Consider the following 25,644-nt stretch of genomic DNA (forward strand, 5'->3'; position numbering starts at 1 on the left):
GACGCCGGGAATCTGTAGGAGCAGCCGGTCGACGCTCGATTGCTCGCGATGGGCTTACAAGCACCGCGTTCACCCAGGCAGCCTGCGTCATCGTTAACGACCTTCGCGAGCAAGGGGATTGCGTTATGGCTAGAACAGGCGGGCGAGCAGGGCGGTAACGGCGGTTTCGACCCGCAGGATGCGTTCGCCGAGCTGCACCGGTTGCAGGCCGGACTTGCCCAGCAAGTCGATTTCGTAAGGGATCCAGCCGCCTTCTGGACCGATGGCCAGGGTCACCGGTTCATCCAGGCCACGAGGGCAGGGCGGGTAGTTGCCAGGGTGGCCAACGAGGCCGAGCGTGCCGTCGGTGATGGCCGGAAGACGATCTTCGACGAACGGCTTGAAGCGCTTTTCGATAACGACGTCCGGCAGCACGCTGTCCCGCGCCTGTTCGAGGCCGAGGATCAACTGCTCACGAATCGCGTCCGGTTCCAGGAAGGGGGTTTGCCAGAAGCTCTTCTCGACGCGGTAGCTGTTCACCAGCACGATACGCGGCACACCCATGGCGGCCACGGTCTGGAACACCCTGCGCAGCATTTTCGGGCGTGGCAGGGCCAGTATCAGGGTCAATGGCAGCTTGGCGGGTGGGGGTTGATCGAGGGTGACGCGCAATTCCGCCTCATCGGCGTCCAGGCGCAGCAATTCGGCCGAGCCCATCAACCCGCCGATACGTCCGACCCGCAGGCTATCGCCCACCACCGAACGATGGACTTCCTGCATGTGAGTCAACCGGCGATCGCGCAGGATCACCCGGTCGGCCGCAATGAAGTCGGCCTCTTCGAGGAGCAGCAGGTTCACGGTTGGGTCGCTGGCGGCTGGTCGTTGTGATCGTCAGCCGGTTGATCGTCCGGGTGCTCGCCGCGTTTGCTGATCAGGCCGCTGAACAGGATGCCGATCTCGAACAACAGCCACATCGGCACGGCCAGCAGGGTCTGCGAGAAGATGTCCGGCGGTGTAAGGATCATGCCGACCACGAAGCAGCCGATGATCACATACGGACGGATTTTCTTCAGGTAGGCGACATTGACCACGCCGATCCACACCAGCAGCACCACGGCCACCGGGATTTCGAACGCCACGCCAAAGGCGAAGAACAGCGTCATGACGAAGTCGAGGTAGCTGCTGATGTCGGTCATCATTTCCACGCCGGCCGGGGTGGCGGCGGCGAAGAATTTGAAGATCAGCGGGAACACCAGGTAGTAGGCGAACGCCATGCCGGTGTAGAACAGCATGATGCTGGACACCAGCAATGGCACGGCGATGCGCTTTTCATGCTTGTACAGCCCCGGCGCGATGAAGCCCCAGATCTGATGCAGGATCACCGGGATTGCCAGGAACAGCGACACCATCATCGTCAGCTTCAGCGGCGTCAGGAACGGCGATGACACGTCGGTGGCGATCATCGTCGCGCCGACCGGCAGGTACTGGCGTAGCGGCGTGGAGACGAAGGTGTAGATCTGCTGGGTGAAGGCGAACAACCCGGCGAAGATGATGAAAATCGCCGCTACACAGCGCAGCAGGCGGGTACGCAACTCGGTGAGGTGCGAAACCAGCGGCATGTGCTGGTCGTTTTCAGGAAGATCGCTCATGGGGCTCGCGGCGGCAATGTGGGGTCATGAGGGGCCGGCGCCACAGGCGCAGCCGCAGGTGTAACGGGTTCAACCGCAGGTGCTGCAACCGCCGGCGGTTCAATGGTGCTCACCGTTCCGGTCGGGGCAGCAGCAGGCATGGCGACTGCTGTCGGAGAATGGTTGTTCTGCTCCGCCACAGGCACAACGGGTGTCGGCTCCTGCTGGGTCGGCGCGAAAATCTTCCGCGCCTCCTGCTCCATCGACAGAATGTGTTCGTTGTGCAGTTGCCGACGGATCTCGTCGGCACCGATTTCACGTTCAACTTCCTGTTTGATCGCGTTGAAGCTGCGCTTCAGGCGACCGACCCACAGGCCGGCGGTGCGCGCGGCGCCCGGCAGACGCTCGGGACCCAGCACCAGCAGGGCCACGAGGCCGACGAGCAGCAGTTCAGAGAAGCTGATACCAAACATTAGTCAGTGCTCACACGTCTTTGCGAATCGGCTCTTCGACTTTTTGCGCCTGCACGTCGATGGTGTGCGGCGGGTTCACGGACTGTGTGGTCTGTGGTTGAGCAGGGGGTACCGGTTGTTGCGGGGTCACCGTCGGGTCAGCCGGCTTTTCGTCATCGTTCATGGCCTTGCGAAAGCCCTTGATCGACTCGCCCACGTCGGTGCCGAGGTTCTTCAGCTTTTTGGTGCCGAACACCAGCACAACGACAACCAGGATGACGACCCAGTGTTTCCAGTCAAAAATGCCCATGATGCTGCTCCTCTCAAATAGTTGTTCAGGCGGACGGGCGCGAGGCTTTCTCGACGTGTCCGGACAGACCGAAGCGACGGTCCAGTTCATCGAGCACAGCCTGTGGATGTTGCCCCAGTTGGGCGAGCATGACCATGCTGTGGAACCACAAATCGGCAGTCTCGTAGATCACATCGCTGCAGTCACCGCTGATCGCGGCGTCCTTGGCGGCAATGATGGTTTCCACCGACTCTTCGCCGACTTTTTCCAGGATCTTGTTCAAGCCCTTGTGGTACAGGCTGGCGACATACGAGCTGTCGGCGGCGGCGCCTTTGCGCTCTTCCAGTACCTGGGCCAGGCGGGTCAACGTATCACTCATGGGTGTGTCCTGCGCTGTAGATGGCGTGCGGGTCCTTCAGGACCGGGTCGACGGTTGTCCAGTCGCCGTTCTCGAAGACACGGTAGAAGCAGCTCTGGCGGCCGGTATGACAGGCGATGTCGCCGACCTGCTCGACCATCAGGATGATCACGTCGGCATCACAGTCCAGGCGCATCTCATGCAGGGTTTGCACGTGCCCGGATTCTTCGCCTTTGCGCCACAACTTGCCACGGGAGCGTGACCAGTAGATGGCGCGGTTTTCGGCAGCGGTCAGTTCCAGCGCTTCCCGGTTCATCCAGGCCATCATCAGGACGCGTCCGGTCTTGTGATCCTGGGCAATCGCCGGCACCAGGCCATCGGCGTCCCACTTGATCTCGTCCAGCCAGTTTTTCATCATCGACTCCGACAGCGGGCCCGACACTTCATTAGTCGGGCACAGGCGTTGAAACAGTGTGCCAGCGTGCGGGGGCGCTGGCTATCGGCGAACGACCAGATACAAGCCGACGGCCACCATGATGCCGGCCGGCCAATGGCCCATTTCGTTCAATGGCCCGCCCGCGGCGAGTATCGTGCCGCCGGCCAGGTGCGCGCAACCGAGCAGGCGCAGGAACCAGTCGTCCTTGCGTCGATGCCACGGTGGTGGGGGATCGTTGGCGTGGGGCTGGGACATGCGTTCGAGCAGGTCACGGGCCATGTTCGCCAGGTGCGGCAGTTGTTCGAACTGGCTCTGCACATTGCCGAGCAAGGCTTTGGGACTGACCCGTTCGCGCATCCAGCGTTCGAGGAACGGCTGGGCGGTGTTCCACAGATCGAGATCCGGGTACAGCTGTCGGCCCAGGCCCTCAATGTTCAGCAGGGTTTTCTGCAGCAGCACCAGCTGCGGCTGCACTTCCATGTTGAAGCGTCGAGCGGTCTGGAACAGGCGCATCAGCACCTGGCCGAAGGAAATATCTTTTAACGGTTTTTCGAAGATCGGCTCGCACACGGTGCGGATCGCCGCTTCGAATTCGTTGAGTTTGGTTTCCGCCGGCACCCAGCCCGAATCGATGTGCAATTGGGCCACGCGACGATAATCGCGCTTGAAGAACGCGAACAGGTTGCGCGCCAGGTAGTCCTGGTCTTCCGGGGTCAGGCTGCCGACGATGCCGCAGTCGATCGCAATGTATTGCGGGCTCCACGGGTTGACCGTGCTGACGAAGATGTTGCCCGGGTGCATGTCGGCGTGGAAGAAGCTGTCGCGGAACACCTGGGTGAAGAAGATCTCCACGCCGCGCTCGGCGAGCATTTTCATGTCGGTGCGCTGGTCGGCCAGGGTGGCGAGGTCGGTGACCTGGATCCCGTAGATGCGCTCCATCACCAGCACTTTCGGCCGGCACCAGTCCCAATAGACTTGCGGTACGTAAAGCAGATCCGAGCCGTCGAAGTTGCGTTTCAACTGGCTGGCGTTCGCCGCTTCGCGCAACAGGTCGAGTTCGTCGTAGATGGTTTTTTCGTAATCCTGGACCACGTCCACCGGGTGCAGCAGGCGTGCGTCGGCCGAGAGCTTTTCGGCGGCGCGGGCGAGGATGAACAGCCACGCCAGGTCCTGGGCAATGATCGGTTTCAGGCCCGGGCGGATGACCTTGACCACCACTTCTTCGCCGGTTTTCAGTTGCGCGGCATGCACCTGCGCCACCGAGGCCGAGGCCAGCGGTTCGACGTCGAAGCGGCTGAACACTTCACTGATTTTTTTGCCGAGCTGCTCTTCGATCAGCCTGATCGACACTTGCGAGTCGAACGGCGGCACCCGGTCCTGCAGCTTCATCAGCTCATCGGCGATATCTTCGGGCAGCAGGTCGCGGCGAGTGGAGAGAATCTGTCCGAACTTGATGAAAATCGGCCCCAGGTCCTGCAGCGCCAGACGCAGTCGCGCACCGCGGCTCAGGTCCAGGGTCTTGCGCGGGAACCAGCGCCACGGCAAGGCATAGCGCAGCGCCAGCAGAAACCAGGGCAATGGCAGGGCGAACAGCAGGTCATCGAGGCGGTAGCGAATCACAACGCGCTGGATGCGCAACAAACGGCGGACGGCAAGCAGCTTCATGCGTTATCGCTTGGGTCGAGGGATCGGGAGAGGCGCTCGAAACGCGCCTCGAGACGTTCCAGATCGAGTTTGATCTGGTCCAGTTCGCTGAAACGGGCTTCGGCTTCGCGCTGCCCGACGAGGGTGCGCGACTCTTCGGCCAGGTATTCGCCCAGATTCTGGTTCAGGCTGGCGAACCCTTGCTGGTACCAGCGTGCGCGGCTGCGCAGATGACCGCCGACCAGATGCGTGGCGACCGGTCCCAGCCAGCGAGAGAGTTCGTACTCCCAGTCCAGCTCAAGGTCCTGAAGGATCGCCGCCAGTTCCAGCAGCACGCCGCTGTCGCCGTCGAGTTCGACTTCAGGGCCATGCAGGACCGAGGTCTTGTCCTTGCTCATCGCCAGTTTCAACAGGCTCGAGGCTGGTGCACGCAAGGTGCAGTCGGCGCCGGTTTCCCAGTGGGCGGCGAGCATCAGGCCTTCATCGCTGGGCAGGATGAACAGTTGCAGCGCCGGGCTGCGGCAGTCGACGGCAATCACCTTGCCGCTCAAATGCGCCAGCCGCGGCAACGCCGTGCTGTCGAGCCGCAGCACCCGGTTCAGTCCGAGTTCGACGCTGGCGAGCAGGCCGGCCAGCAACATCAGGGTTTGATGCCGCGGTGCAAGGCAACGATGCCTGCGGTCATGTTGTGATAGGTCACGCGGTCGAAACCGGCCTCGACCATCATCGACTTCAGGGTTTCCTGGTTCGGGTGCATGCGGATCGATTCGGCCAGGTAGCGATAGCTTTCCGAGTCGTTGGTGATCAGCTTGCCCATCAGCGGCATGAAGGCGAACGAGTAGGCGTCGTAGGCTTTGGACATCAGCGCATTGGTCGGCTTGGAGAATTCCAGCACCAGCAGGCGGCCACCCGGTTTCAGCACGCGCAGCATCGAGCGCAGGGCATCTTCCTTGTGGGTGACGTTGCGCAGGCCGAAGGCGATGGTCACGCAGTCGAAATGGTTGTCCGGGAACGGCAGCTTTTCGGCGTCGGCCTGGACGAATTCGACGTTGCCGGCCACGCCCAGATCCAGCAGGCGGTCACGACCGACCTTGAGCATGGATTCGTTGATGTCGGCGAGCACGACCTGGCCGGTCGGGCCCACGAGGTGCGAGAACTTCTTGGTCAGGTCGCCGGTGCCGCCAGCGATGTCCAGCACCCGGTTGCCGGTGCGAACGCCCGACAGCTCGATCGCAAAACGCTTCCACAGACGGTGCATGCCACCCGACAGGAGGTCGTTCATCAAGTCGTACTTGGCCGCTACCGAGTGGAATACCTCAGCGACTTTTTCCGCTTTCTGGCTTTCCGGAACGTTTTTGAAGCCGAAGTGAGTGGTGGGTTCGGCATCGCTGCCTTTGCGCTGATCAGTCATATCGCTGTCACCAAAAGAGAATGCGGGACATTCTAATCCCGGTGGCCTGCTTTGTCTTGGCAAGGCTGAGGGTAAGATGGGCAATCGCCGGGACGTTTTGCCGCAGCAGCGGTCAAGATGCTTCAGGAAAGTATCCATAAAGCAGGAGTCATTCGATGGCCCATTTTAGTGTTGAGCGTGCCCACGGCCTGGGCAAGGAAGCGGCCCGCGAGAAGGCCGACAAGTTGGCGCAGAAGCTGTCCGAGCAATATGGCCTGGTACCGCAATGGTCCGGCGATACGCTGAACCTCAAGCGTTCGGGTGTGAAAGGCGAGGTGCATGTCAGCGAAGACTCGATCCGCGTCGATGTGGAGTTGGGCCTGATGATGTCGGCCATGAGCGGCATGATCAAATCGGAAATCGAGAAGGCCCTCGATAAAGCGTTGGTCTGATCCGCACTGGATGTGTGAATGCAGTCCCTGTAGGAGCGAGCTTGCTCGCGATAGCGGAGTATCAGGCAACATCTATGTTGAATGTTATGGCCTCATCGCGAGCAAGCTCGCTCCCACATTTTTATGCGGTGCCTGCCGAAGGTTCATCTCATTTGTTAGGGTGCCGTTTCTAATTATTCTCACTACTTTGTGCCTGAGCCCGACACTTTCGCGGGCAGTTCCTCAAACCTTCTGCGCGTGAGGTGCACCATGGCCAAAGTTATTTTGAAGAAAAAAATCGACGCTTCGACAACTGCTCTGAGCGACGTCAAATCCTATGCTCGCAAGATCTGGCTGGCAGGCCTGGGGGCTTACGCCAGAGTCGGTCAAGAAGGTAGCGAGTACTTTCAAGAGTTGATCGTTGCCGGTCAAGCTGTTGAAAAGAAAGGCAAAGAAGCCGTTGCCGAGAAGCTCGAAGCAGCGAATGCCGAGATCGATGAAGCCAAGACTGAAGTCAGCTCTTTCAAAGGCAAGGTCGAAGTACAACTCGACAAAGTCGAGAAGGCTTTCGACTCGCGTGTCGCAAGTACCTTGAATCGTATCGGCATTCCGTCTAAACATGACGTGGAGACACTCTCTGCCAAGCTCGATGAGCTGACGGCATTGCTCGAACGCGTCGCGCGTAAATCTTAAGGAGAACGGGATGGCTGGTAAAAAGAACACCGATAAAGAAGGCAGCTCGTGGATTGGGAAAGTCGAAGACTACTCCCGCAAAATCTGGCTGGCTGGTTTGGGCGTGTACTCGAAGATCGACACTGACGGCAGCAAGCTCTTCGATGCATTGGTTAAAGATGGCGAGAAAGCCGAGAAGCTCACCAAGAGCGCTGTCGATAAGAAAGTCGATGCCGCCAAGGATTCCGCTACTTCGGCCAAGTCGCGTATCAGCGGCGTGAAAGATCGTGCAATGGGCAAGTGGGATGAGCTGGAAGGGGCTTTCGACAAGCGCCTGAACAGTGCCATTTCGCGCCTGGGTGTACCAAGCCGCAATGAGGTCAAGGCACTGCACAGCAAGGTCGATACCCTGACCAAGCAAATCGAAAAACTCACCGGCGCCAAGGTTGCACCTGTTGCGGCCAAAACCGCAGCGGCCAAACCTGCGGCAAAATCGACGGCCAAGCCGCTGGCCAAGGCTGCCGCTAAACCGGTAGCCAAAGCCGCAACGAAAGTCGCGTCCGCAGCCAAGTCGGCTACTAAAACTGCCGCCGCTAAACCTGCTGCAGCCAAGACAGCGGCCAAAACGGTTGCGGCCAAAACCGCAGCGGCCAAACCGGCCGCCAAGCCAGCGGCAAAACCTGCTGCGGCGAAGAAGCCGGCAGTGAAAAAACCGGCAGCGCCGAAAGCCGCTGCACCAAAACCGGCAGAGGTTGCTGCGAAACCGGCGGCCCCGGTCAGCGCATCGAACTCGGCTGCTGCACCGACCCCTGCTGCAACCCCGACTGCCGCGCCAGCTCCATCGACGCCAACCAGTCAGTCCTGATTTTTCCGGGACTCAAGAAAACGCCCGGCCTGCAAAGGTCGGGCGTTTTTGTTTGTGCAATAACCGCTGCAGATCCCGTGTAGGAGCGAGCTTGCTCGCGATGGTGTGTCAGTCGACACCAATGTGACTGACACACCATCGCGAGCAAGCTCGCTCCTACACGGGGATTACTCGTGTTCTTCGAGGTATTGGAGTGCCATTTGCTCGGTCGCCACCTTGATCGGCGGCAGCAGATGCGGCGCCACCAGCATCATGATCTGATACACCACCAGCCTCACCTCGCCCCCACGATCCAGAATCCGCTGATAGTCCAGCGAGAACAGCAGTGTCATGGTGATCTGCTCCACCAGCTGACCCAGCGCCTGGGTGTCGCTGACCAACTGCCCCTTAGCTTTCAATTGCGCCAGCAATGAAGCCAGCGTGCGCTTGAGCGCGTTGAGCAGGTTGCGGATGCCCTTGGCCAGCTTCGGCAGGCGCCCGGCCAGGTTCGACAGGTCCTGGAACAGAAACCGGTAATGCGCCAGGCGCTCGACGATCAGGTGCAGGAACAGCCAGTAATCTTCGGGGGCCAGTTCGACGTCGTGAGGTGGATCGAGCAGTGGCGCAAGTTCGGCCTGGAAGCGCTCGAACAACCCGAGTATCAGTGGTTCCTTGCCGTGGAAGTGGTAGTAAAGATTGCCCGGGCTAATCCCCATTTCATTGGCAACTTCCATGGTGGAGACGTTCGGTTCGCCCTTTTCATTGAACAACTGCAGGGCACATTCGAGGATCCGGTCGCGGGTTTTCATCCAGTCTTCTTAATGATCGAGTCATGCCACGGCCAATGCCTGTCTCTGTAGGAGCGAGCTTGCTCGCGAAAAACGAGGGGAACACGCGGTTGACCAGGCAGCACGCGTTATCGTTAACGTCCATCGCGAGCAAGCTCGCTCCTACAGGATTGAAGGCTGGCTGCAGCGTTTTAAGGTTCAGCGCACGCGCACGTAGGTGCCAGGTGCTGCCTCCATCGGTGGATAATTCGGGTTGCCAAGCGTCACCCGGGTTTCTTTCAGTGCGCCGGAGCGCTCCTGAATCCAGCCCAGCCACTGAGTCCACCAGCTGCCGTCGACTTGCTTGGCGTCGTAATACCAGGCGCGCGGGTCGCCGCTCAGCTTGGTGCTTTCGACGAAATTGGCTTTCGGGTTGGAGGGCGGGTTGAGGATGCTCTGCACATGCCCGCTGTTGGAGAGTACGAAGCGCCGCTCGCCACCCAGCAGCAGGGTGGAGCGATACACCGCATCCCAAGGGGTGATGTGGTCGTTGATGCCGGCGACGCTGAAGCTGTCGACCGTGACTTTCTGCAAGTCGATCGGCGTACCGCACACTTCAAGGCCGCCCGGATGGCTCAGTGGATTGTGCTTGAAGAAGTCCAGCAGGTCGCCATGGAGGGCCGCAGGCAGGCGCGTGCTGTCATTGTTCCAGTAGAGAATGTCGAACGCCGGCGGTTCCTTGCCCAACAGGTAGTTGTTGACGAAGTAACTCCAGATCAAATCGTTGGGGCGCATCCAGGCAAAGACCTTAGCCATGTCTCGACCCTCCAGCACGCCTTTCTGGTAAGAGCGGCGCTTGGCTGCCTCGAGGGTTTGCTCATCGGCGAACAGGGACGCGGGCGTGTCCATCTGACTGTCGAGCAGGCTCACCAGGTACGTCGCGCTGGATACCCTGCGCAGTTGTCGCTTGGCCTGCAAATGTCCTTGCAGGGCCGCGATTGTCAAACCGCCGGCGCAGGCGCCCATCAGGTTGACTTCGCGGGCTCCGGTGATCGCCCGGCACACGTTCATCGCCTCTTCGACCGCTTCAACGTAGGTCGACAGCCCCCATTCGCGATGGCGCACATCAGGGTTGCGCCAACTGATCATGAAGGTCTGCAGGCCGTTCTTCAGCGCAAACTGGACGAAGCTGTTGTGGGGGCTCAGGTCGAAAATGTAGTACTTGTTGATCTGCGGCGGCACCACCAGCAAGGGCTTGGAATACTGCTTTTCGCTCATCGACTTATACTGGATCAGCTCCAGCAGCTCATTGCGAAACACCACGGAGCCGGTAGTGGTGGCGACCGTTTTGCCGACTTCGAAAGCTTGTTTGGTGACCTGTCTGGGCAGGCCGTCGTTGTGCAGGAAGTCGTCGACCAGGTGGCTGATACCCCGCACCAGACTGTTGCCGCCGGAGTTGAAGATCTCCTTGATCGCCAGCGGATTGAGCAAGCTATTGGACGGGGCCAGGGCGTCGTTGAGCAAGGCGAAAGCGAAGTGGGCGCGGGCGCGATCGTCCGGGCTCATGTTGCTCTCGTCGATCCAGTGCCTGACTTGCTTCTGCCAGCTCAGATAAGCCTGCAAACTGCGGCGATAAAAAGGGTTGAGGCTCCAGGCGGGATCGGCAAAGCGATTGTCATGCGGATTGGTCGGGTGCAGGGTTTCGCCCAGCAGCACCCGACCCAACTGGCCGCCGAGTTTCAAGGCGTGTCGGGCCGTGTGCACCGGGTTGCGCAAACCATGGGCGGCAACGCTGCGCAGGGTTGAAAACAGATCCCGACCACGCAGGCCGGTGATCGCACTCTGTGCGTTGATGAACGCGGCGGGAGTCGGTGAAAATTCCCTCGCTGGTTTGTCGCGCATGACTCAACACTCCTTGGTCTTCAGGCCTAAAACAAACACGTCGAACCAGAACACCATAGACGCTGTTACGGGTTGTTGCGCGGGCCGGCGTCCTGCCGACCGACAATGGGCCGGTTAACCGCCCAATGGCGCCGGGTGCGGATGCATGACCGCACGCTGTCGTTCTTCCTGGAGAAATTTCATGATGATCGGTGCCACTGCTTCGGCCCGGGTAATCAGGAACAGGTGCCCGTCATCGATGATGTGCAGCTGAGCATTGGGAATCCGCCACGCCAGCACGCGCATGTTGATCAGCGGGATCAGCGGATCGTCGTCGCCGGCGAGCACCAGGGTTGGCTGATTGATCTTGTGCAGCCAGTGAATGCTGGTCCAGCCGACGCCGGCGAACAACTGCCAGTAGTAACCGAGCTTGCCCGCGGAACGCACCTTGGCGGCGTGGCTGGCGGCGAGGGTTGGATCGCGCCGGAACGCACCGCCGTAAATCATCGGCGCAATACGGATGACATGAGACGGCTGGATATAGCGCCGAGGGCTGGCCATCAGCCACAGCACTTTGGGCTTGCCCGGCACCATCACCGCGCCAGCCGCCGTCGCCGCCAGGACGAGTTTCTTGCACCGCTCGGGATAGTCGTAGGCGAACTGTTGGGCGAGGGCCCCGCCCCAGGACACGCCGATCACGTTGACTTGCCCATAGTCGAGATAGTCGAGCATCCGCGCCGTGAGTTTCGCCAGGCCCGGAAAACGATACGGTCGGTTTGGTGTCGAGGAGCCGCCGACACCGGGTACATCGAAGGCGATGACTTCCAGGTCCGGGTCCAGCGCCGCGATGAACGGAAACACCAGCTCCAGGTTGGCGCCGATGCCGTTGAAAATCAGCAAGGGCGTCAAGTGAGGCTTGCCGGGGCGTACTGCCGTGCGGAGGGTCTGGCCATCCAGGTCGACGGTACGAAAGATGAACTGTTGCGGCATGCTTCAAACCCTGTGGGTGAATTCGTCCCCGCGCCATCTGTAGGAGCGAGGCTTGCCCGCGATGAACGATGATGAGGTGTATCTGTTACACCGAGTCGCTTCATTCGCGGGCAAGCCTCGCTCCTACAGATAGGGTGGGGTATGTCGGTTACCGCTCGTGTACGTAAGTGCCTGGTGCCGCCTCGCCTGCCGGATACGCCTTGTTGCCCAGTTTCGCCGGGGCCTTTTTCAGGTTGCCCGAACGCTCGGCCTGCCAGGCCTGCCAGTACAGCCACCAGGAATCCGTGTGTTTGGTGGAGGTTTCTTGCCAGTCCTCGGCTTTGACCGGCATCTCGGTGCTGGTCATGTAGCGCGATTTCGGATTGCCCGGCGGATTCAGGATGCTCTGGATATGCCCACTGCTGGACAGCACGAATTCCACCTTGCCGCCGAACAGTTGCGCCGATTTGTAGCAGGATTTCCACGGCGTAATGTGGTCGTTGGTCCCGGCCAGGGAAAAGATATCGACAGTGACCTGCTTCAGATCGATCGGCGTGCCGCACACTTCCAGTGCATCGGCGCGGATCAACGGGTTGGTTTTGAACAATTCGATCAGGTCGCCGTGGAATGCCGCAGGCAACCGTGTGGTGTCGTTGTTCCAGAACAGGATGTCGAACACCGGTGGCTCGTTGCCCAGCAGGTAGTTGTTGACCCAGTAGTTCCAGATCAGATCATTGGGGCGCATCCAGGCGAAGACTTTCGCCATGTCGCGGCCTTCCAGCACCCCGGCCTGATAGGAGTGGCGCTTGGCGGATTCGAGGGTCTGTTCATTGACGAACAGCGCCACGTCGCTGTCCAGGGTGGTATCCAGCACGCTGACCAGCAGGGTGAGAGCGTTGACCTTGTTTTCGCCGAGCGCCGCATAGTGGCCCACCAGCGCGGTGCAGGTGATGCCGCCGGAGCAGGCGCCGAGCATGTTCACGTCTTTGCTGCCCGTGATCGCGGTGACCACGTCGACCGCTTCCTTGAGCGCCTCGATGTAGGTCGACAGCCCCCACTCGCGCTGCTCCTTGGTCGGGTTGCGCCAGCTGACGATAAAGGTCTGCACGTTACCGCGCAGGCAGAAGCGCGCCAGGCTCTTGTCCGGACTGAGGTCGAACACGTAGAACTTGTTGATCTGCGGCGGTACCACCAGCAAGGGACGCTCGTACACCTGCTCGGTGGTCGGCCGGTACTGGATCAGCTCCAGCACGTCGTTGCGGAAAACGACTGCGCCTTCGGTCACGCCCAGGCTTTTGCCGACTTCAAAGGCGCCCATGTTGACCTGGCTCGGCATGCCGCCGTTGTGCACCAGATCCTTGGCCAGATGCGAGAGGCCGTCGAGCAGGCTTTTGCCGCCGGTTTCGAAGAAGCGTTTGACCGCCGCCGGGTTGGCCGCGCTGTTGGTCGGCGCCATGGCTTCGGTCATGAGGTTGATCACGAAATGCCCGCGACTGGCATCATTGGGCGACAGATTGCTGTGTTCGATCCAGTCGTGGAGCTCCTTGCGCCACGCCAGATAGGTTTGCAAATAACGTTTGTAGAGCGGGTTCTGGCTCCAGGCCGGATCTGCGAAGCGACGGTCATCGCTTGCCGGTTGCAACCCGGACTTGCCAAGCAGCACGTGCGTGAGTTCACGACCGAAATGGGCAACATGCCTGGCACTGTGAATCGGTTGTTTGATGGCTTGCCTGAGCACCATACGTGCAGACGCCAGTAGATCCTTGCCACGCAACCCAACGACAGGATTCAGCCCCAAGGTGTTTTCCGAGGCCTGATACTTCAAGTCATCGTTATTCTTGTTACTCATCTACGACGCTCCATTGTCCCGACGAATACCCGGGCCGGCTGCGCAGTCTCACAGCCAATGCCAGGTACTACTGCTCGGGTGACCGTGAATTCTGATCGCTGGTTTTCAGTTCAGCGAGCACTGCAGGGACCTTGCCAGTTCCATTGGTTACCCGAGTTTAATTTTTTTCGCAAGCAGGCCAATCGTCGGCCTGTAAGCCGAGCATTCAAACAGATGAAATTAGAAAATGCCCTCTAAAGAGCAAGAGGCCCGATTTAGAGCATCAACTTGACGACGGATTCGTTCGGGTCGCGGGTTTTTCCAGCCGCCTTGAGTTCGGCAAGATAATCGTTCCAGAGATCTTCCTGGCGCACGCCTAACTGGTACAGATATTCCCAGGTGAACAGGCCGCTGTCGTGGCCGTCGTCGAAGGTCAATTTCAGTGCGTACTGGCCGGCCGGTTCGACCTTGGTCAGGCCTACGCCGATCTTGCCAAATTGCAGGATGGGTTTGCCGTGGCCCTGGACCTCGGCGGAGGGGGAGTGCACGCGGAGGAATTCGGCGGGCAGGTGATGTTCCTCGCCGGACGCGTATTTCAGCGACAGGGTTTTCGAGGCTTTGTGCAGTTTGATGTCGGTGGGGAGTTGGGTCATGGCCAGTAATCCATTTGTGTGGGCGACCCATTGAACACCACCGTTCAAATGTGGGAGCGGGCTTGCTCGCGAAGAGGCCAATACATTCAACATCATCGTTGACTGTTATACCGCTTTCGCGAGCAAGCCCGCTCCCACAGGGTCCACTACCACAGTAAGTATGGCTTACAGGATATAACGGGACAGGTCTTCGTTCTGTGCCAATTCGCCCAGGTGATTGTTGACGTAGTCGGCGTCGATCAGGATCGCCTTCTCATCGTGGGCGCTGGCCAGGTCGCCGGCGCTGAACGACACCTCTTCGAGCAGGCGCTCGAGCAGGGTGTGCAGGCGACGGGCGCCAATGTTCTCGGTCTTCTCATTGACCTGCCAGGCGATCTCGGCGATGCGCTTGATGCCGTCCGGCTGGAACTCGATGACCAGGCCTTCGGTTTTCAGCAGGGCGCAATACTGCTCGGTGAGCGATGCGTGCGGCTCGCTGAGGATGCGTTCGAAGTCTTCCGGCGTCAGCGCCTTGAGCTCGACGCGAATCGGCAGGCGGCCTTGCAGTTCCGGCACCAGATCGCTCGGCTTGCTCAGGTGGAACGCACCAGAGGCGATGAACAGGATGTGGTCAGTCTTGACCATGCCCAGCTTGGTGTTGACGGTGCAGCCCTCGATCAGCGGCAACAAGTCGCGCTGTACGCCTTCCCGGGACACGTCGACGCCACCGGAATTGCCGCGCTTGGCAACCTTGTCGATTTCGTCGATGAATACGATGCCGTGCTGCTCGACCGCTTCCAGCGCCTTGGCCTTCAACTCTTCTTCGTTGACCAGGCGGCCGGCTTCTTCGTCGCGCACCAGTTTCAGCGCTTCCTTGACCTTGATCTTGCGGCTCTTGCGTTTGCCCTTGCCCATGTTGGCGAACAGGCTCTGCAACTGGTTGGTCATTTCTTCCATGCCTGGCGGCGCGGAGATATCGACACCGACCACGTCGGCGACTTCGATTTCGATTTCCTTGTCGTCCAGCTGACCTTCGCGCAGGCGCTTGCGGAACAACTGGCGAGTGTTGGAATCGGTCGACGGCGCGGCGTCTTCATTGAAACCCATGCGTGCCGGTGGCAGCAGGGCGTCGAGGATGCGTTCTTCGGCAGCGTCTTCGGCGCGATGGCGAACCTTGGTTATTTCCTGTTCGCGCAGCAGTTTGATGGCCGCGTCGGCCAGGTCGCGAATGATCGATTCCACGTCGCGACCGACGTAACCGACTTCGGTGAACTTGGTCGCTTCGACTTTGATGAACGGCGCGTTGGCCAGTTTGGCCAGGCGACGGGCGATCTCGGTTTTACCGACACCGGTCGGGCCGATCATCAGGATGTTCTTGGGGGTTACTTCAACGCGCAGCTCTTCAGGCAGCTGCATCCGGCGCCAGCGGTTACGCAGCGCGATGGCGACGGCGCGCTTGGCATCGTCCTGGCCGATGATATGGCGATTGAGTTCGTGGACGATTTCACGGGGAGTCATGGACATAGTATTTGGCGGACCTCAAGCAAGAATGAACCGTGGCACAAAGGCCTGATCAGGCTTATTCGGCGCAGTCCTGCTCCTCAATGGTCTGGGTGTGGTTGGTGAATACACAGATGTCGCCGGCAATGCCGAGTGCGGTTTCGACGATTTCCCGGGCGGACAGATCGGTTTTCTTCAGCAGCGCGCTGGCGGCGGCCTGGGCATAACCGCCCCCGGAGCCCATGGCGATCAACCCTTCTTCGGGTTCGACCACGTCGCCGTTGCCGGTAATGATCAGGGATGCGTCTTTGTTGGCGACCGCGAGCATGGCTTCGAGGCGGCTGAGGGTGCGGTCGGTGCGCCACTCTTTGGCGAGTTCGACGGCGGCGCGAACCAGGTGACCCTGATGTTTCTCGAGCTGGCCTTCGAAGCGCTCAAACAGGGTGAAGGCGTCAGCGGTGGCGCCGGCAAAACCGGCGATCACCTGGCCGTGGTACAGGCGGCGAACTTTCTTCGCGTTGCCTTTCATCACGGTATTGCCCAGAGAAACCTGGCCGTCGCCGCCCATGACGACTTTGCCGTGGCGGCGAACTGAAACGATGGTGGTCAAGGGAGAGTCTCCACGCAGCGGGGCGAAAATGCCTTCTGCCAACTCATATGGGGGTGGTGATGCGTATTTCAACTGCGGGGCGTGAGAAGGGACGAGTGGTGTCAGGCGGGAAAAGGTGTGTTGGCTGTTCGGCCGCCTTCGCGGGCAAGCCTCGCTCCTACGGGGCAGCGTCGTTCACACATGCGGTGAACGGCACAATTGCTGTAGGAGCGAGGCTTGCCCGCGAAGAACGATAACGCGGCACTACTGGCGAAATCAGCGGCTCTGGCGTTGTTGTAACAACAAATTGCTGAAACCGCTGCCGGCCAGTTGTTTCTGGGCGGTGGTCAGCTGTTCGCGGTTGCTGAACGGTCCGACCAATACCCGATACCAGGTTTCATCCTTCACGGTGCCGGATTCAACCGCCACAGCCTGACCGAGCAGGATGATCTGCGCCCGAACCTTGTCCGCATCAGCCTCCTTGCGGAACGAACCGGCCTGCAGGAAGAATTTGGTCACTGGCGCCGCTTTGGACACCGGTGGCGCTGGCGGTGGGGTAATCCCGGCCAGTGCGGCCTGAGCGCGCGCAGTGTCGATCTTCGCCGCTTGCTCCGGCGTGACCGGCGTGGTCGGGATGGCCGGCACTTGTGGCGTCGGCAGGGTTTTCTCCGGCACGGCATCCGGCGGCACGATCACTTCCGATTCCGGCAGCAAGGTATAGAAGTCGTATTTCGGCTTCGCCGGCTGTGTCGGGCTCGGGGGGGTCTTGTTGGCCTCGGCCATCCTGGTGGCTTTCTGCTGCTCGATTTTCTCGCGCTTGACGCTTTCGCTGCCCTTGCCCGGTTCCAGCTTCATCAGGAACACGATGAACGCGCCGACCGTCAGGCCGATGGCCATCCACAGCCAACCCGGGATCGGTTGCTTTGCAGGGGCTTGGTAACGGCTGGCGCCACGCTTGGGTGCAGGTTTTTTCTTGGCAGCCAACTTACATACGCTCCAGAGTTTCCAGACCCAAGAGTTCCAGGCCTTGCTTGAGAGTGCGACCGGTCAGCGCGGCGAGGCGCAGGCGGCTCTGCATTTGCGCCGGGGTGTCGGCACCGAGGATCGGGCAGTTCTCGTAGAAACTGGAGAACAGGCCGGCGACATCGTACAGGTAGGTGCACAGAATGTGCGGCGTACCTTTGTCAGACACGTTATTCAACACTTCACCGAACTGTGCCAGTTTCGCTGCCAGTTCGTGTTCGTGTGGCGCTTCAAGGACGATCTGGCCTTCGACTTCGCTGAAGTCCTTGCCGAGTTTGCGGAACACCCCGGCCACACGGGTATAGGCATACAACAGGTACGGCGCGGTGTTGCCTTCGAAGTTCAGCATCAGGTCGAAGTTGAAGCTGTAGTCGCTGGTGCGATGCTTGGACAGATCGGCGTACTTCACGGCGCCGATGCCCACGACCTTGGCGATGTTGCGCAACTCGGCTTCGGCCAGCTCCGGGTTTTTGTCCTTCACCAGGGTGTAGGCACGTTCCCGGGCTTCGGTCAGCAGGTCGATCAGTTTCACGGTGCCGCCGTCACGGGTCTTGAACGGACGGCCATCGGCGCCGTTCATGGTGCCGAAGCCCATGTGTTCCATTTCCATCGGATGGGTCACGAAGCCGGCCTTGCGGGCGACTGCGAACACCTGCTGGAAGTGCAGGGCCTGACGCTGGTCGACGAAATACAGCGCGCGATCAGCGTTCAGCTTGCCACTGCGGTAACGCACGGCGGCCAAGTCGGTGGTGGCATACAGATAGCCGCCGTCGGCCTTGACGATGATCACCGGCAGCGGGTCGCCGTCGGCGTTCTTGAATTCATCGAGGAACACGCACTGGGCGCCGTTGCTCTCGACCAGCAGGCCGGCGGCCTTGAGGTCGTTGACCACGTTGATCAGGTCGTCGTTGTAGGCGCTTTCGCCCATCACGTCGGCCATGGTCAGTTTGACGTTCAGCAGTTCGTAGATTTTCTGGCAGTGGGACAGCGAGATGTCCCTGAACCTGGTCCACAGCGCCAGGCAGTCCGGGTCACCAGCTTGCAGCTTGACCACCAGGCCACGGGCGCGGTCGGCGAATTCTTCGGATTCATCGAAACGCTGCTTGGCCGCGCGGTAGAAATTTTCCAGGTCCGACAGCTCGTCGCTGGTGATCGGGTTTTCTTGCAGGTAGGCCATCAGCATGCCGAACTGGGTGCCCCAGTCGCCGACGTGGTTCTGACGGATCACTTCATCGCCAAGAAACTCCAGGACCCGCGCCACGCCGTCGCCAATGATGGTCGAGCGCAAGTGGCCGACGTGCATCTCTTTGGCCAGGTTCGGCGCCGACAGGTCGACCACGGTGCGCTGCACCGGACCCGCCTTGCGCACGCCGATCTTGTCATCGGCCAGGGCGGCATCCAGGCGAGTGGCCAGGGCTTGGGTGTTCTGGAAGAAATTGAGGAAGCCCGGGCCGGCGATTTCGGTTTTGGAGACGTTTTCGTCAGCCGGCAGCGCGGCGATGATTTTCTCTGCCAGGTCGCGCGGCTTCATGCCGGCCGGTTTGGCCAGCATCATCGCGATGTTGCTGGCGAAATCGCCGTGGGTCTTGTCGCGGGAGTTTTCCACCTGAATCGCCGGCGACAGGCCTTCAGGCAACACACCTTCGTTGACGAGTTGGGTGATGGCTTGTTGGATCAGCTGGCGAATGGTGTCTTTCATGGTCTTCTCTTTCGACCGCAAGCGCGGCGGCGCTTCGATGCGCTGGTGGAAAAACTGGGCATTATCCGTGGCGAAGGCGGGCTTGCCAACTATAGCGGGCAGGATGTGGATATGTGGTGACTATTCGGGCCCCTTCGCGAGCAAGCCCGCTCCCACACTGGATCTACGGTGTTCATGCGTTATGTGTCAGGCACATACCCCTGTGGGAGCGGGCTTGCTCGCGAAGGCGATCTCCAAATCAATACAAATCCACAGGATCGACATCAAGGGACCAACGCACCGCCCGCCCACTCGGCATCTGCTCCAACACCAGCAGCCAGCTGCTTAACAGCCGATGCAACGGCGCCCGAGCCGTAGCCTGCAACAACAACTGCGCCCGATAACGCCCGGCCCGCCGTTCCATTGGAGCAGGCACCGGCCCCAGCAGCTCGATGCCGGTCAGGTTCTGCTCTGCCAGCAAACGCTCGGCCTCACTGCACGCCTCATCGAGAAAACCTTCGGCCTGCCCGGGCTTGTGCGCTTCGGCCCGCAGCAATGCCAAATGCGCAAAGGGTGGCAATCCCGCCGCGCGACGTTCGCTCAAGGCCTGTTCGGCAAACGCGAAATAACCCTGTTCGGTCAATTGCACCAGCAGCGGATGGTCTGCGAGGTGGGTTTGAATGATCACCTTGCCCGGCTCTTCAGCCCGGCCCGCACGGCCTGCCACCTGGACGATCAGCTGCGCCATGCGTTCGCTGGCGCGGAAGTCGCCGGAGAACAGCCCGCCGTCGGCATCGAGTATCGACACCAGGGTTACCCGGGGAAAGTGGTGCCCTTTGGCAAGCATCTGCGTGCCCACCAGAATGCAGGGATGGCCTTTCTGGATGGTGGCAAACAGCTGGTTCATCGCGTCCTTGCGTGAAGTGCTGTCGCGGTCGACCCGCAGCACCGGGACGTCGGGGAACAAAATCCCCAGTCGTTCCTCGGCGCGCTCGGTGCCGGCACCTACCGGGCGCAGGTCGACTTTGCCGCACTTGGGGCAATGCCGGGGTACGCGTTCGACGTACCCGCAATGGTGGCAGCGCAGCTCGCCCGAGCGCTGGTGCACGGTCATTCGTGCATCACAGCGTTGGCACTCGGACATCCAGCCACAGTCGTGACACAGCAGCGTCGGTGCAAAACCGCGGCGGTTGAGAAACACCAGCACCTGCTGGCCCGCCGCCAGCGTCTGGCCGATGGCCTGCTGCATCGGCCCGGAAATGCCGCTGTCCAGTGGACGACTTTTCACGTCAAGACGCAGGAAACGCGGTTGCTTGGCGCCACCGGCGCGTTCATTCAGGCGCAGGAGTCCGTACCGACCGGTGTAGGCGTTGTGCAGGCTTTCCAGTGACGGCGTGGCGGAGCCGAGGACAATCGGAATGTTTTCCTGTCGTGCACGCACCAAGGCCAGGTCGCGAGCGTGATAACGCAGGCCTTCCTGCTGTTTATAGGAGCCGTCGTGCTCTTCGTCGATGATGATCAGGCCGGGGTTCTTCATCGGGGTGAACAGTGCCGAGCGGGTGCCGATGATGATGTCGGCCTCGCCGTCCCGCGCGGCAAGCCAGGCCTCCAGGCGCTCACGATCATTGACCGCCGAGTGGATCAGCGCGATGCGTGCATTGAAGCGTTGCTCGAAGCGCGCCAGGGTCTGCGGGCCGAGGTTGATCTCCGGGATCAGCACCAGTGCCTGCTTGCCCGCTTCGAGGGTTTCGCGAATAAGTTGCAGGTAGACTTCGGTCTTGCCGCTGCCGGTGACCCCGGCCAGCAGAAACGCGTGATAACTGTCGAAACCGGCGCGAATCGCTTCATAAGCCGCACGCTGCTCGGGGTTGAGCGGCAACTCCGGTTGCGCCAGCCAGTGTTCGTGGCGCGCGCCGGGAGCGTGCCGGCGGATCTCCACCTGCACCAGGTCTTTGGCCAGCAACAGGTCGAGGCTGTCCTTGCTCAGCATCAGTTTGCTCAGCAATTGATGGGCGACGCCGTGGGGATGCTGGGCCAGGGTCGCCAGGGCCTCACGCTGACGCGGGGCGCGGGCGATGCGCGGGTCATCGAGCCTGGCGCCCGGTGCAGCGGACCAGAAGCGCTCCTGGCGCGCTTCGGCCAGTTCGCCCTGGCGCAACAACACCGGCAGCGCCCAGCTCAAGGTATCGCCGAGGCTGTGTTGGTAATACTGGGAGGTCCACAGGCACAGCTTGAACAGAGCAGGCGGCAGGGGCGGCGTGGCGTCGAGCAGGGCCAGGGCCGGCTTGAGCTTTGCCGCCGGGACTTCGCTGGTGTCGGTGACCTCCACCAGGATCCCGATCATCTCCCGTCGGCCGAAGGGGACCCGCAGGCGCATGCCCGGATGCAACTGGGCGCGCAGGATGCCGGCCGGGGCACGGTAATCGAACAGGCGGCGCAGCGGCGAGGGCAGGGCGAGGCGCAATATGGCGTCGGGCACGCGGGGGGATCTCTTTGGGCGGGCAATAAATGCAAGGCTGGACGCAATACCTGTAGGAGCGAGCTTGCTCGCGAAGGTATTCCAGCCGCCGAGTGGCGTCGGTTGTACCTTTTTCGCGAGCAAGCTCGCTCCTACAGAGCAATGTGCTTTGGACCGGGAGCCTAGCAGACGGTCGGTGTAAGGGACAGCTTGCGTGATTTCAAACCTCTGGTAGAATCCGCGGCCTAATTACGTGCGGTATTCAACAATGGTGTTGAGTGGCGGCACGCTAGCCTGAGGAATTCACCATGAAAGCCGATATCCATCCAACATACGAAATCACCGCAGTTACCTGCAGCTGTGGCAACAAGTTCGAAACTCGTTCGAACCTGGCCAAGCCTCTGGCGATCGACGTATGCAACGAGTGCCACCCGTTCTACACCGGTAAGCAGAAGACTCTGGATACTGGCGGCCGTGTACAGCGCTTCGCAGACCGTTTCGGTCAATTCGGCAAAAAAGCTCCTGCTCCTGCTGCTGCAGAGTAAGGCAGAAAAGCCCGATGGGCTTTTCCTTGCTGATGAAAAAGGCGTCCCTTGCGGGCGCCTTTTTTGTGTCTGCGTTTTGGCTTTCTGCTGTCCACGCTTTCTGCCCTGCGCCGGACGGCCTGGCCTCGGTCGCGGTGCAGCGGGTGGTGGACGGCGACACGCTGCGCCTGAGCGACGGCCGCAGTGTGCGCATGATCGGTTTGAATACCCCGGAACTGGGCAAGAAAGGCCGTGCCGACGAGCCGTTCGCCGTGACGGCACGCAAGCGCCTGGAAGCGCTGGTTGCGGCCAGCGACGGACAGCTCGCTTTGCTGCCCGGCAAAGAAAGCAAAGATAGCTACGGCCGTACCCTGGCTCATCTCTACGGCGCGGATGGCGCCAATCTCGAAGCGCAAATGCTCGCTGAAGGCCTGGGGTTCCAGGTGGCCGTCGCGCCGAATGTCGATCTGGTCATCTGTCAGCAAACCGCGGAGCGTAGTGCCCGTCAGGCCGGGCTGGGTGTGTGGCGACAATCACCTGTACTGAAAGCGGAGCAGATAACCACATCCGGCTTTGCCGTGCTCAGTGGTCGCGTGAGCAAGGTTCAGCGCAATCGCGGCGGGGTTTGGATCGAGTTGCAGGATTCAGTTGTATTGCGCGTTGCGCCCAATTTGCTTGGGCAGTTCGACGTCGCGGCGCTTGAGCGGCTGAAGGGCAAGCAGATCGAGGCGCGTGGTTGGGTGGTGGATCGTTCGCGCCGTGGCGGACTGAAAGACGGGCAGGCGCGTTGGTTATTGCCATTGACCCACCCGGCGATGCTGCAAGCGGCTCCCTGATAAAAAATTGTAGACATTTTTTATGTCGATTGTGAACAGTCTATCCCTTGTGTTCTGTGGCTCTTGGCCCAAAGTCGTAGGGCAGGCCGCTTGACAGGGGTGACCGGTCAGTCTTGTGGGGACTTTGCGACACGCGTATCCTCGGCGGTCCGTCTGTCCAACAGTAAAAAGCGGAATGCCCACATGTCTGATCTGAAAACTGCCGCTCTCGAATATCACGCCCATCCTCGTCCAGGGAAGCTGAGTGTCGAGCTCACCAAGGCCACCGCTACCGCCCGCGACCTGTCGCTGGCCTACAGCCCCGGCGTAGCCGAACCAGTACGCGAAATCGCCCGCGATCCTGAGCTGGCCTACAAGTACACCGGTAAAGGCAACCTGGTTGCAGTGATTTCCGATGGCACCGCGATTCTCGGCCTGGGTAACCTCGGTCCATTGGCTTCCAAGCCAGTCATGGAAGGCAAGGGTGTACTGTTCAAGCGCTTCGCCGGTATTGACGTGTTCGACATCGAAGTCGACTCCGAAAGCCCGCAAGCCTTCATCGACACGGTCAAGCGCATCTCCATCACTTTCGGTGGCATCAACCTGGAAGACATCAAGGCCCCTGAGTGCTTTGAGATCGAACGTGCCCTGATCGAGCAGTGCGACATTCCGGTGTTCCACGATGACCAGCACGGCACCGCGATCGTTACCGCGGCCGGCATGATCAACGCCCTGGAAATCGCTGGCAAAACCCTGGCTGACGCCAAGATCGTCTGCCTGGGCGCCGGTGCTGCCGCCATCTCCTGCATGAAATTGCTGGTGAGCATGGGCGCCAACATCGAAAACATCTATATGGTTGACCGTACCGGTGTGATCCACTCCGGCCGTGACGACCTGAACCAGTACAAGGCTGTGTTCGCTCACGCGACCGAGAAACGCTCCCTGGCTGACGCGCTGGAAGGCGCGGACGTGTTCGTTGGCCTGTCCGGTCCGAACCTGCTGAGCGCAGAAGGCCTGAAATCCATGGCGGCCAACCCGATCGTGTTCGCGTGCTCGAACCCGGATCCGGAAATCTCCCCGGAACTGGCGCATGCCACCCGCGACGACGTGATCATGGCCACCGGCCGTTCGGACTACCCGAACCAGGTCAACAACGTACTGGGCTTCCCGTTCATCTTCCGCGGTGCCCTGGACGTTCGTGCCAAGCGCATCAACGAAGAAATGAAAGTGGCTGCGGCCAACGCCCTGCGTGAACTGGCCAAACTGCCAGTGCCCCAGGAAGTGTGCGACGCCTATGGCGGCATCAAGCTGGAATTCGGTCGTGAGTACATCATCCCGAAACCGATGGATGCCCGTCTGATCACCCTGATCTCCGATGCCGTGGCCAAGGCTGCGATCGAGACCGGTGTGGCGACCCTGCCGTATCCGAAGAACTACCCGCTGAAAAGCGTGGATGATGTGTTCAACGGCTAAGCCGTTGTAGCGCTTCAACCAAAGGCCCCGATTCGTATGAGTCGGGGCCTTTTTTGTATCTGCGGCTTTTGCGTCGTCCGCAAGGGCCCCTTCGCGGGCAAGCCCGCTTGTATGCTAGGACTTGAAGGGAGGAGAAGGGACAAAGCCCGATTCTGACTGTTGACGCAGTACAGATCCGTGGGAGATTTCGCCCCTCCTCCTTTCACTCAAGCGCCGATAAAGAATGCATCAGGCTAAGACCGACGATAGGAACAAGCCTGCGCCCCTGGGTGAGCCCTTCAAGTGTTCAAAACCATATCTCGGGGGAATTTCAATGGCAATGCCAGTTTCTGTCCTGATGCCAATCGTTGGCGTCGATGTCGCCAAGAATGAGTTGGTGATCTTTCAAGCTGAGCTGGATCTGCTTGAGACGATTCCCAACAACAAGACGGCGATCAAGCAATGGCTGAAGGGCTTGCCAGGGGCTGTCGAAGTCGCCATTGAGTCCACCAATATCTATCACTTAGAGTTTGCCGATCTGGCCCATGAGGCCGGCTGCACGATCTACATGGTGGATGGCTATGAGCTGAGCCATTACCGCAAAGGCGTGAAAATTCGTGCGAAGACCGATGCGCTGGATGCCAAATTGCTCGCTCGCTACCTGAAGAACGAACACGAAGAGTTGCATCCATGGATCCCGCCTTCCCCCCTGTATCGCAGGCTTTTGAGTCTTTTTCGCCGTCGTTCTGCATTGGTTCAGGCCCGAGTTGGCTTGGTGCAAAGCTGGTCGAATGAACCGCTCCTCAAAACAGCCTTTGCCGCGCAAGTAGCATCAATGCAGAAGCTTGAGGTGCTGGTTGAAAAGATGATCAATGATCACTTGAAAGAGGCTGGCTTACTCGCTCAGTTAAAGCGCTGCATGAAAGTTGAAGGGATCGGATTTCTGACGGGCGCTCGCCTGATCGCGGCATTTCAACGAGGCGACTTCAGAAACGCGGACGCATTCATCGCTTTTCTAGGAATGGATTTGCGAGTCTCGAAATCAGGACAGAAAGACGGTCGAAGGAGCTTGACCAAACGTGGAGATCCCGAGGCACGCCGACTTCTGCACAACGCGGCCATGTCGGCCAGCCGTACGTCAACCTGGAACGGGTTTTACCAGGAGCAAAGGGATCGAGGATTCAGTACCACGCAAGCGCTGGTGATACTGGCTCGCAAACTCGCTCGAATCGTATTCGCCCTGCTGAAAGGGCAGAGCGAATACCAACCGAAAGCAGGTTGAGGCTTCCCCTCAACCATAGAATCTCCCACAGTGGCCGGCGATGTCTGCACAATTTGTGTACGCCGCTGATCCCTGTGGGAGCGGGCTTGCCCGCGAAGAGGCCCTCATAGACAACACAACGCC

26 protein-coding genes are annotated in these 25,644 nt (G+C 60.3%); 7 read left to right on the forward strand and 19 right to left on the reverse strand.

All coding sequences use genetic code 11. The features are described 5' to 3' along the window. Positions 1 to 129: 129 nt before the first annotated feature. The 9 genes from PMA3_RS01350 to ubiE form a co-directional block, all read right to left on the reverse strand. The gene (locus tag PMA3_RS01350) at positions 130 to 837 is read right to left on the reverse strand and encodes a 16S rRNA (uracil(1498)-N(3))-methyltransferase (protein ID WP_064675483.1); all 708 of its coding nucleotides are present in this window, start codon (positions 835 to 837) and stop codon (positions 130 to 132) included. Further along, entirely contained in the window at positions 834 to 1,628 is a 795-nt protein-coding gene (gene tatC, locus PMA3_RS01355) for a twin-arginine translocase subunit TatC (RefSeq protein WP_064675484.1), read from the reverse strand. Before tatC ends, PMA3_RS01350 begins: the two co-directional genes overlap by 4 nt. Next, positions 1,625 to 2,080: a Sec-independent protein translocase protein TatB gene (tatB, locus tag PMA3_RS01360; RefSeq protein ID WP_064675485.1), complete on the reverse strand. Its 456-nt coding sequence runs from the start codon at positions 2,078 to 2,080 to the stop codon at positions 1,625 to 1,627. Before tatB ends, tatC begins: the two co-directional genes overlap by 4 nt. A gap of 10 nt (positions 2,081 to 2,090) precedes the next feature. Continuing rightward, on the reverse strand, positions 2,091 to 2,369 hold the full coding sequence (locus PMA3_RS01365) for a twin-arginine translocase TatA/TatE family subunit (RefSeq protein ID WP_064675486.1): 279 nt from the start codon (positions 2,367 to 2,369) through the stop codon (positions 2,091 to 2,093). Positions 2,370 to 2,394: 25 nt separating this feature from the next. Further along, complete coding sequence (locus tag PMA3_RS01370) at positions 2,395 to 2,727, reverse strand: phosphoribosyl-ATP diphosphatase (protein WP_003220849.1); 333 nt, start codon at positions 2,725 to 2,727, stop codon at positions 2,395 to 2,397. Then, a complete protein-coding gene (gene hisI, locus PMA3_RS01375; protein WP_064675487.1) occupies positions 2,720 to 3,121 on the reverse strand; it encodes a phosphoribosyl-AMP cyclohydrolase in 402 nt (133 codons plus the stop codon). Before hisI ends, PMA3_RS01370 begins: the two co-directional genes overlap by 8 nt. An 81-nt stretch (positions 3,122 to 3,202) precedes the next feature. Then, positions 3,203 to 4,807, reverse strand: a complete 1,605-nt coding sequence (ubiB, locus tag PMA3_RS01380) for a ubiquinone biosynthesis regulatory protein kinase UbiB (protein ID WP_064675488.1) — start codon at positions 4,805 to 4,807, stop codon at positions 3,203 to 3,205. Next, entirely contained in the window at positions 4,804 to 5,427 is a 624-nt protein-coding gene (locus tag PMA3_RS01385) for a ubiquinone biosynthesis accessory factor UbiJ (RefSeq protein WP_064675489.1), read from the reverse strand. Before PMA3_RS01385 ends, ubiB begins: the two co-directional genes overlap by 4 nt. Next, positions 5,427 to 6,197, reverse strand: a complete 771-nt coding sequence (ubiE, locus tag PMA3_RS01390; protein ID WP_007948968.1) for a bifunctional demethylmenaquinone methyltransferase/2-methoxy-6-polyprenyl-1,4-benzoquinol methylase UbiE — start codon at positions 6,195 to 6,197, stop codon at positions 5,427 to 5,429. The genes PMA3_RS01385 and ubiE overlap by 1 nt, the downstream gene beginning before the upstream one ends. Positions 6,198 to 6,352: 155 nt before the next feature. Between ubiE and PMA3_RS01395 the strand changes: the two genes are divergently transcribed. From PMA3_RS01395 to PMA3_RS01405, 3 genes are all read left to right on the forward strand, one after another. Beyond that, positions 6,353 to 6,628 (forward strand): polyhydroxyalkanoic acid system family protein, encoded by a 276-nt coding sequence (locus PMA3_RS01395; protein WP_064675490.1) that lies wholly within the window; start codon positions 6,353 to 6,355, stop codon positions 6,626 to 6,628. A 249-nt stretch (positions 6,629 to 6,877) separates the two neighbouring features. After that, entirely contained in the window at positions 6,878 to 7,300 is a 423-nt protein-coding gene (locus tag PMA3_RS01400) for a phasin family protein (protein WP_064675491.1), read from the forward strand. Between the two features lie 10 nt (positions 7,301 to 7,310). Then, positions 7,311 to 8,144: a phasin family protein gene (locus PMA3_RS01405; RefSeq protein WP_064675492.1), complete on the forward strand. Its 834-nt coding sequence runs from the start codon at positions 7,311 to 7,313 to the stop codon at positions 8,142 to 8,144. A 167-nt stretch (positions 8,145 to 8,311) separates the two neighbouring features. Here the strand turns inward: PMA3_RS01405 and PMA3_RS01410 are convergent, their stop codons facing one another. The 10 genes from PMA3_RS01410 to PMA3_RS01455 all read right to left on the reverse strand — a co-directional run bounded on the left by PMA3_RS01410 (position 8,312) and on the right by PMA3_RS01455 (position 21,469). Then, complete coding sequence (locus PMA3_RS01410; RefSeq protein WP_064675493.1) at positions 8,312 to 8,932, reverse strand: TetR/AcrR family transcriptional regulator; 621 nt, start codon at positions 8,930 to 8,932, stop codon at positions 8,312 to 8,314. 177 nt (positions 8,933 to 9,109) lie between these two features. Beyond that, entirely contained in the window at positions 9,110 to 10,792 is a 1,683-nt protein-coding gene (gene phaC / locus PMA3_RS01415) for a class II poly(R)-hydroxyalkanoic acid synthase (RefSeq protein WP_064675494.1), read from the reverse strand. 114 nt (positions 10,793 to 10,906) lie between these two features. Then, a complete protein-coding gene (phaZ, locus tag PMA3_RS01420) occupies positions 10,907 to 11,761 on the reverse strand; it encodes a poly(3-hydroxyalkanoate) depolymerase (RefSeq protein WP_064675495.1) in 855 nt (284 codons plus the stop codon). 148 nt (positions 11,762 to 11,909) lie between these two features. Continuing rightward, positions 11,910 to 13,589 carry a class II poly(R)-hydroxyalkanoic acid synthase gene (phaC, locus tag PMA3_RS01425; RefSeq protein ID WP_064675496.1) on the reverse strand — a complete coding sequence of 560 codons (1,680 nt, stop codon included), beginning with the start codon at positions 13,587 to 13,589 and terminating at the stop codon, positions 11,910 to 11,912. A 254-nt stretch (positions 13,590 to 13,843) separates the two neighbouring features. Next, positions 13,844 to 14,221: a gamma-butyrobetaine hydroxylase family protein gene (locus tag PMA3_RS01430; RefSeq protein WP_008025216.1), complete on the reverse strand. Its 378-nt coding sequence runs from the start codon at positions 14,219 to 14,221 to the stop codon at positions 13,844 to 13,846. Between the two features lie 165 nt (positions 14,222 to 14,386). After that, on the reverse strand, positions 14,387 to 15,724 hold the full coding sequence (gene hslU, locus PMA3_RS01435; protein ID WP_064675497.1) for an ATP-dependent protease ATPase subunit HslU: 1,338 nt from the start codon (positions 15,722 to 15,724) through the stop codon (positions 14,387 to 14,389). A gap of 55 nt (positions 15,725 to 15,779) precedes the next feature. Beyond that, a complete protein-coding gene (gene hslV / locus PMA3_RS01440; RefSeq protein WP_007948954.1) occupies positions 15,780 to 16,310 on the reverse strand; it encodes an ATP-dependent protease subunit HslV in 531 nt (176 codons plus the stop codon). A 255-nt stretch (positions 16,311 to 16,565) separates the two neighbouring features. Continuing rightward, entirely contained in the window at positions 16,566 to 17,273 is a 708-nt protein-coding gene (locus tag PMA3_RS01445; protein WP_064675498.1) for an SPOR domain-containing protein, read from the reverse strand. Position 17,274: 1 nt separating this feature from the next. Beyond that, positions 17,275 to 19,011 carry an arginine--tRNA ligase gene (gene argS, locus PMA3_RS01450; RefSeq protein WP_064675499.1) on the reverse strand — a complete coding sequence of 579 codons (1,737 nt, stop codon included), beginning with the start codon at positions 19,009 to 19,011 and terminating at the stop codon, positions 17,275 to 17,277. Between the two features lie 238 nt (positions 19,012 to 19,249). Then, the gene (locus tag PMA3_RS01455; RefSeq protein ID WP_064675500.1) at positions 19,250 to 21,469 is read right to left on the reverse strand and encodes a primosomal protein N'; all 2,220 of its coding nucleotides are present in this window, start codon (positions 21,467 to 21,469) and stop codon (positions 19,250 to 19,252) included. 287 nt (positions 21,470 to 21,756) lie between these two features. Between PMA3_RS01455 and rpmE the strand changes: the two genes are divergently transcribed. From rpmE to PMA3_RS01475, 4 genes are all read left to right on the forward strand, one after another. Continuing rightward, on the forward strand, positions 21,757 to 21,993 hold the full coding sequence (gene rpmE, locus PMA3_RS01460) for a 50S ribosomal protein L31 (protein WP_064675501.1): 237 nt from the start codon (positions 21,757 to 21,759) through the stop codon (positions 21,991 to 21,993). A gap of 14 nt (positions 21,994 to 22,007) precedes the next feature. Continuing rightward, complete coding sequence (locus PMA3_RS01465; RefSeq protein WP_064675502.1) at positions 22,008 to 22,808, forward strand: thermonuclease family protein; 801 nt, start codon at positions 22,008 to 22,010, stop codon at positions 22,806 to 22,808. A 183-nt stretch (positions 22,809 to 22,991) separates the two neighbouring features. Continuing rightward, complete coding sequence (locus tag PMA3_RS01470) at positions 22,992 to 24,260, forward strand: malic enzyme-like NAD(P)-binding protein (protein ID WP_064675503.1); 1,269 nt, start codon at positions 22,992 to 22,994, stop codon at positions 24,258 to 24,260. 313 nt (positions 24,261 to 24,573) lie between these two features. Then, the gene (locus tag PMA3_RS01475; protein ID WP_064680598.1) at positions 24,574 to 25,521 is read left to right on the forward strand and encodes an IS110 family RNA-guided transposase; all 948 of its coding nucleotides are present in this window, start codon (positions 24,574 to 24,576) and stop codon (positions 25,519 to 25,521) included. The last annotated feature ends 123 nt before the right edge of the window (positions 25,522 to 25,644 follow it).

This window comes from Pseudomonas silesiensis (assembly GCF_001661075.1).
GTDB classification, from domain to species: Bacteria; Pseudomonadota; Gammaproteobacteria; order Pseudomonadales; family Pseudomonadaceae; genus Aquipseudomonas; species Aquipseudomonas silesiensis.

Excerpts from the sequence above, each read along its gene's own strand:
- tatC (WP_064675484.1), bottom strand. The coding sequence starts at position 1,628 with ATGAGCGATCTTCCTGAAAACGACCAGCACATGCCGCTGGTTTCGCAC.
- tatB (WP_064675485.1), bottom strand. The coding sequence starts at position 2,080 with ATGTTTGGTATCAGCTTCTCTGAACTGCTGCTCGTCGGCCTCGTGGCC.
- PMA3_RS01365 (WP_064675486.1), bottom strand. The coding sequence starts at position 2,369 with ATGGGCATTTTTGACTGGAAACACTGGGTCGTCATCCTGGTTGTCGTT.
- PMA3_RS01370 (WP_003220849.1), bottom strand. The coding sequence starts at position 2,727 with ATGAGTGATACGTTGACCCGCCTGGCCCAGGTACTGGAAGAGCGCAAA.
- hisI (WP_064675487.1), bottom strand. The coding sequence starts at position 3,121 with ATGAAAAACTGGCTGGACGAGATCAAGTGGGACGCCGATGGCCTGGTG.
- ubiB (WP_064675488.1), bottom strand. The coding sequence starts at position 4,807 with ATGAAGCTGCTTGCCGTCCGCCGTTTGTTGCGCATCCAGCGCGTTGTG.
- PMA3_RS01385 (WP_064675489.1), bottom strand. The coding sequence starts at position 5,427 with ATGTTGCTGGCCGGCCTGCTCGCCAGCGTCGAACTCGGACTGAACCGG.
- ubiE (WP_007948968.1), bottom strand. The coding sequence starts at position 6,197 with ATGACTGATCAGCGCAAAGGCAGCGATGCCGAACCCACCACTCACTTC.
- PMA3_RS01395 (WP_064675490.1), top strand. The coding sequence starts at position 6,353 with ATGGCCCATTTTAGTGTTGAGCGTGCCCACGGCCTGGGCAAGGAAGCG.
- PMA3_RS01400 (WP_064675491.1), top strand. The coding sequence starts at position 6,878 with ATGGCCAAAGTTATTTTGAAGAAAAAAATCGACGCTTCGACAACTGCT.
- PMA3_RS01405 (WP_064675492.1), top strand. The coding sequence starts at position 7,311 with ATGGCTGGTAAAAAGAACACCGATAAAGAAGGCAGCTCGTGGATTGGG.
- PMA3_RS01410 (WP_064675493.1), bottom strand. The coding sequence starts at position 8,932 with ATGAAAACCCGCGACCGGATCCTCGAATGTGCCCTGCAGTTGTTCAAT.
- phaC (WP_064675494.1), bottom strand. The coding sequence starts at position 10,792 with ATGCGCGACAAACCAGCGAGGGAATTTTCACCGACTCCCGCCGCGTTC.
- phaZ (WP_064675495.1), bottom strand. The coding sequence starts at position 11,761 with ATGCCGCAACAGTTCATCTTTCGTACCGTCGACCTGGATGGCCAGACC.
- phaC (WP_064675496.1), bottom strand. The coding sequence starts at position 13,589 with ATGAGTAACAAGAATAACGATGACTTGAAGTATCAGGCCTCGGAAAAC.
- PMA3_RS01430 (WP_008025216.1), bottom strand. The coding sequence starts at position 14,221 with ATGACCCAACTCCCCACCGACATCAAACTGCACAAAGCCTCGAAAACC.
- hslU (WP_064675497.1), bottom strand. The coding sequence starts at position 15,724 with ATGTCCATGACTCCCCGTGAAATCGTCCACGAACTCAATCGCCATATC.
- argS (WP_064675499.1), bottom strand. The coding sequence starts at position 19,011 with ATGAAAGACACCATTCGCCAGCTGATCCAACAAGCCATCACCCAACTC.
- rpmE (WP_064675501.1), top strand. The coding sequence starts at position 21,757 with ATGAAAGCCGATATCCATCCAACATACGAAATCACCGCAGTTACCTGC.
- PMA3_RS01465 (WP_064675502.1), top strand. The coding sequence starts at position 22,008 with ATGGGCTTTTCCTTGCTGATGAAAAAGGCGTCCCTTGCGGGCGCCTTT.
- PMA3_RS01470 (WP_064675503.1), top strand. The coding sequence starts at position 22,992 with ATGTCTGATCTGAAAACTGCCGCTCTCGAATATCACGCCCATCCTCGT.
- PMA3_RS01475 (WP_064680598.1), top strand. The coding sequence starts at position 24,574 with ATGGCAATGCCAGTTTCTGTCCTGATGCCAATCGTTGGCGTCGATGTC.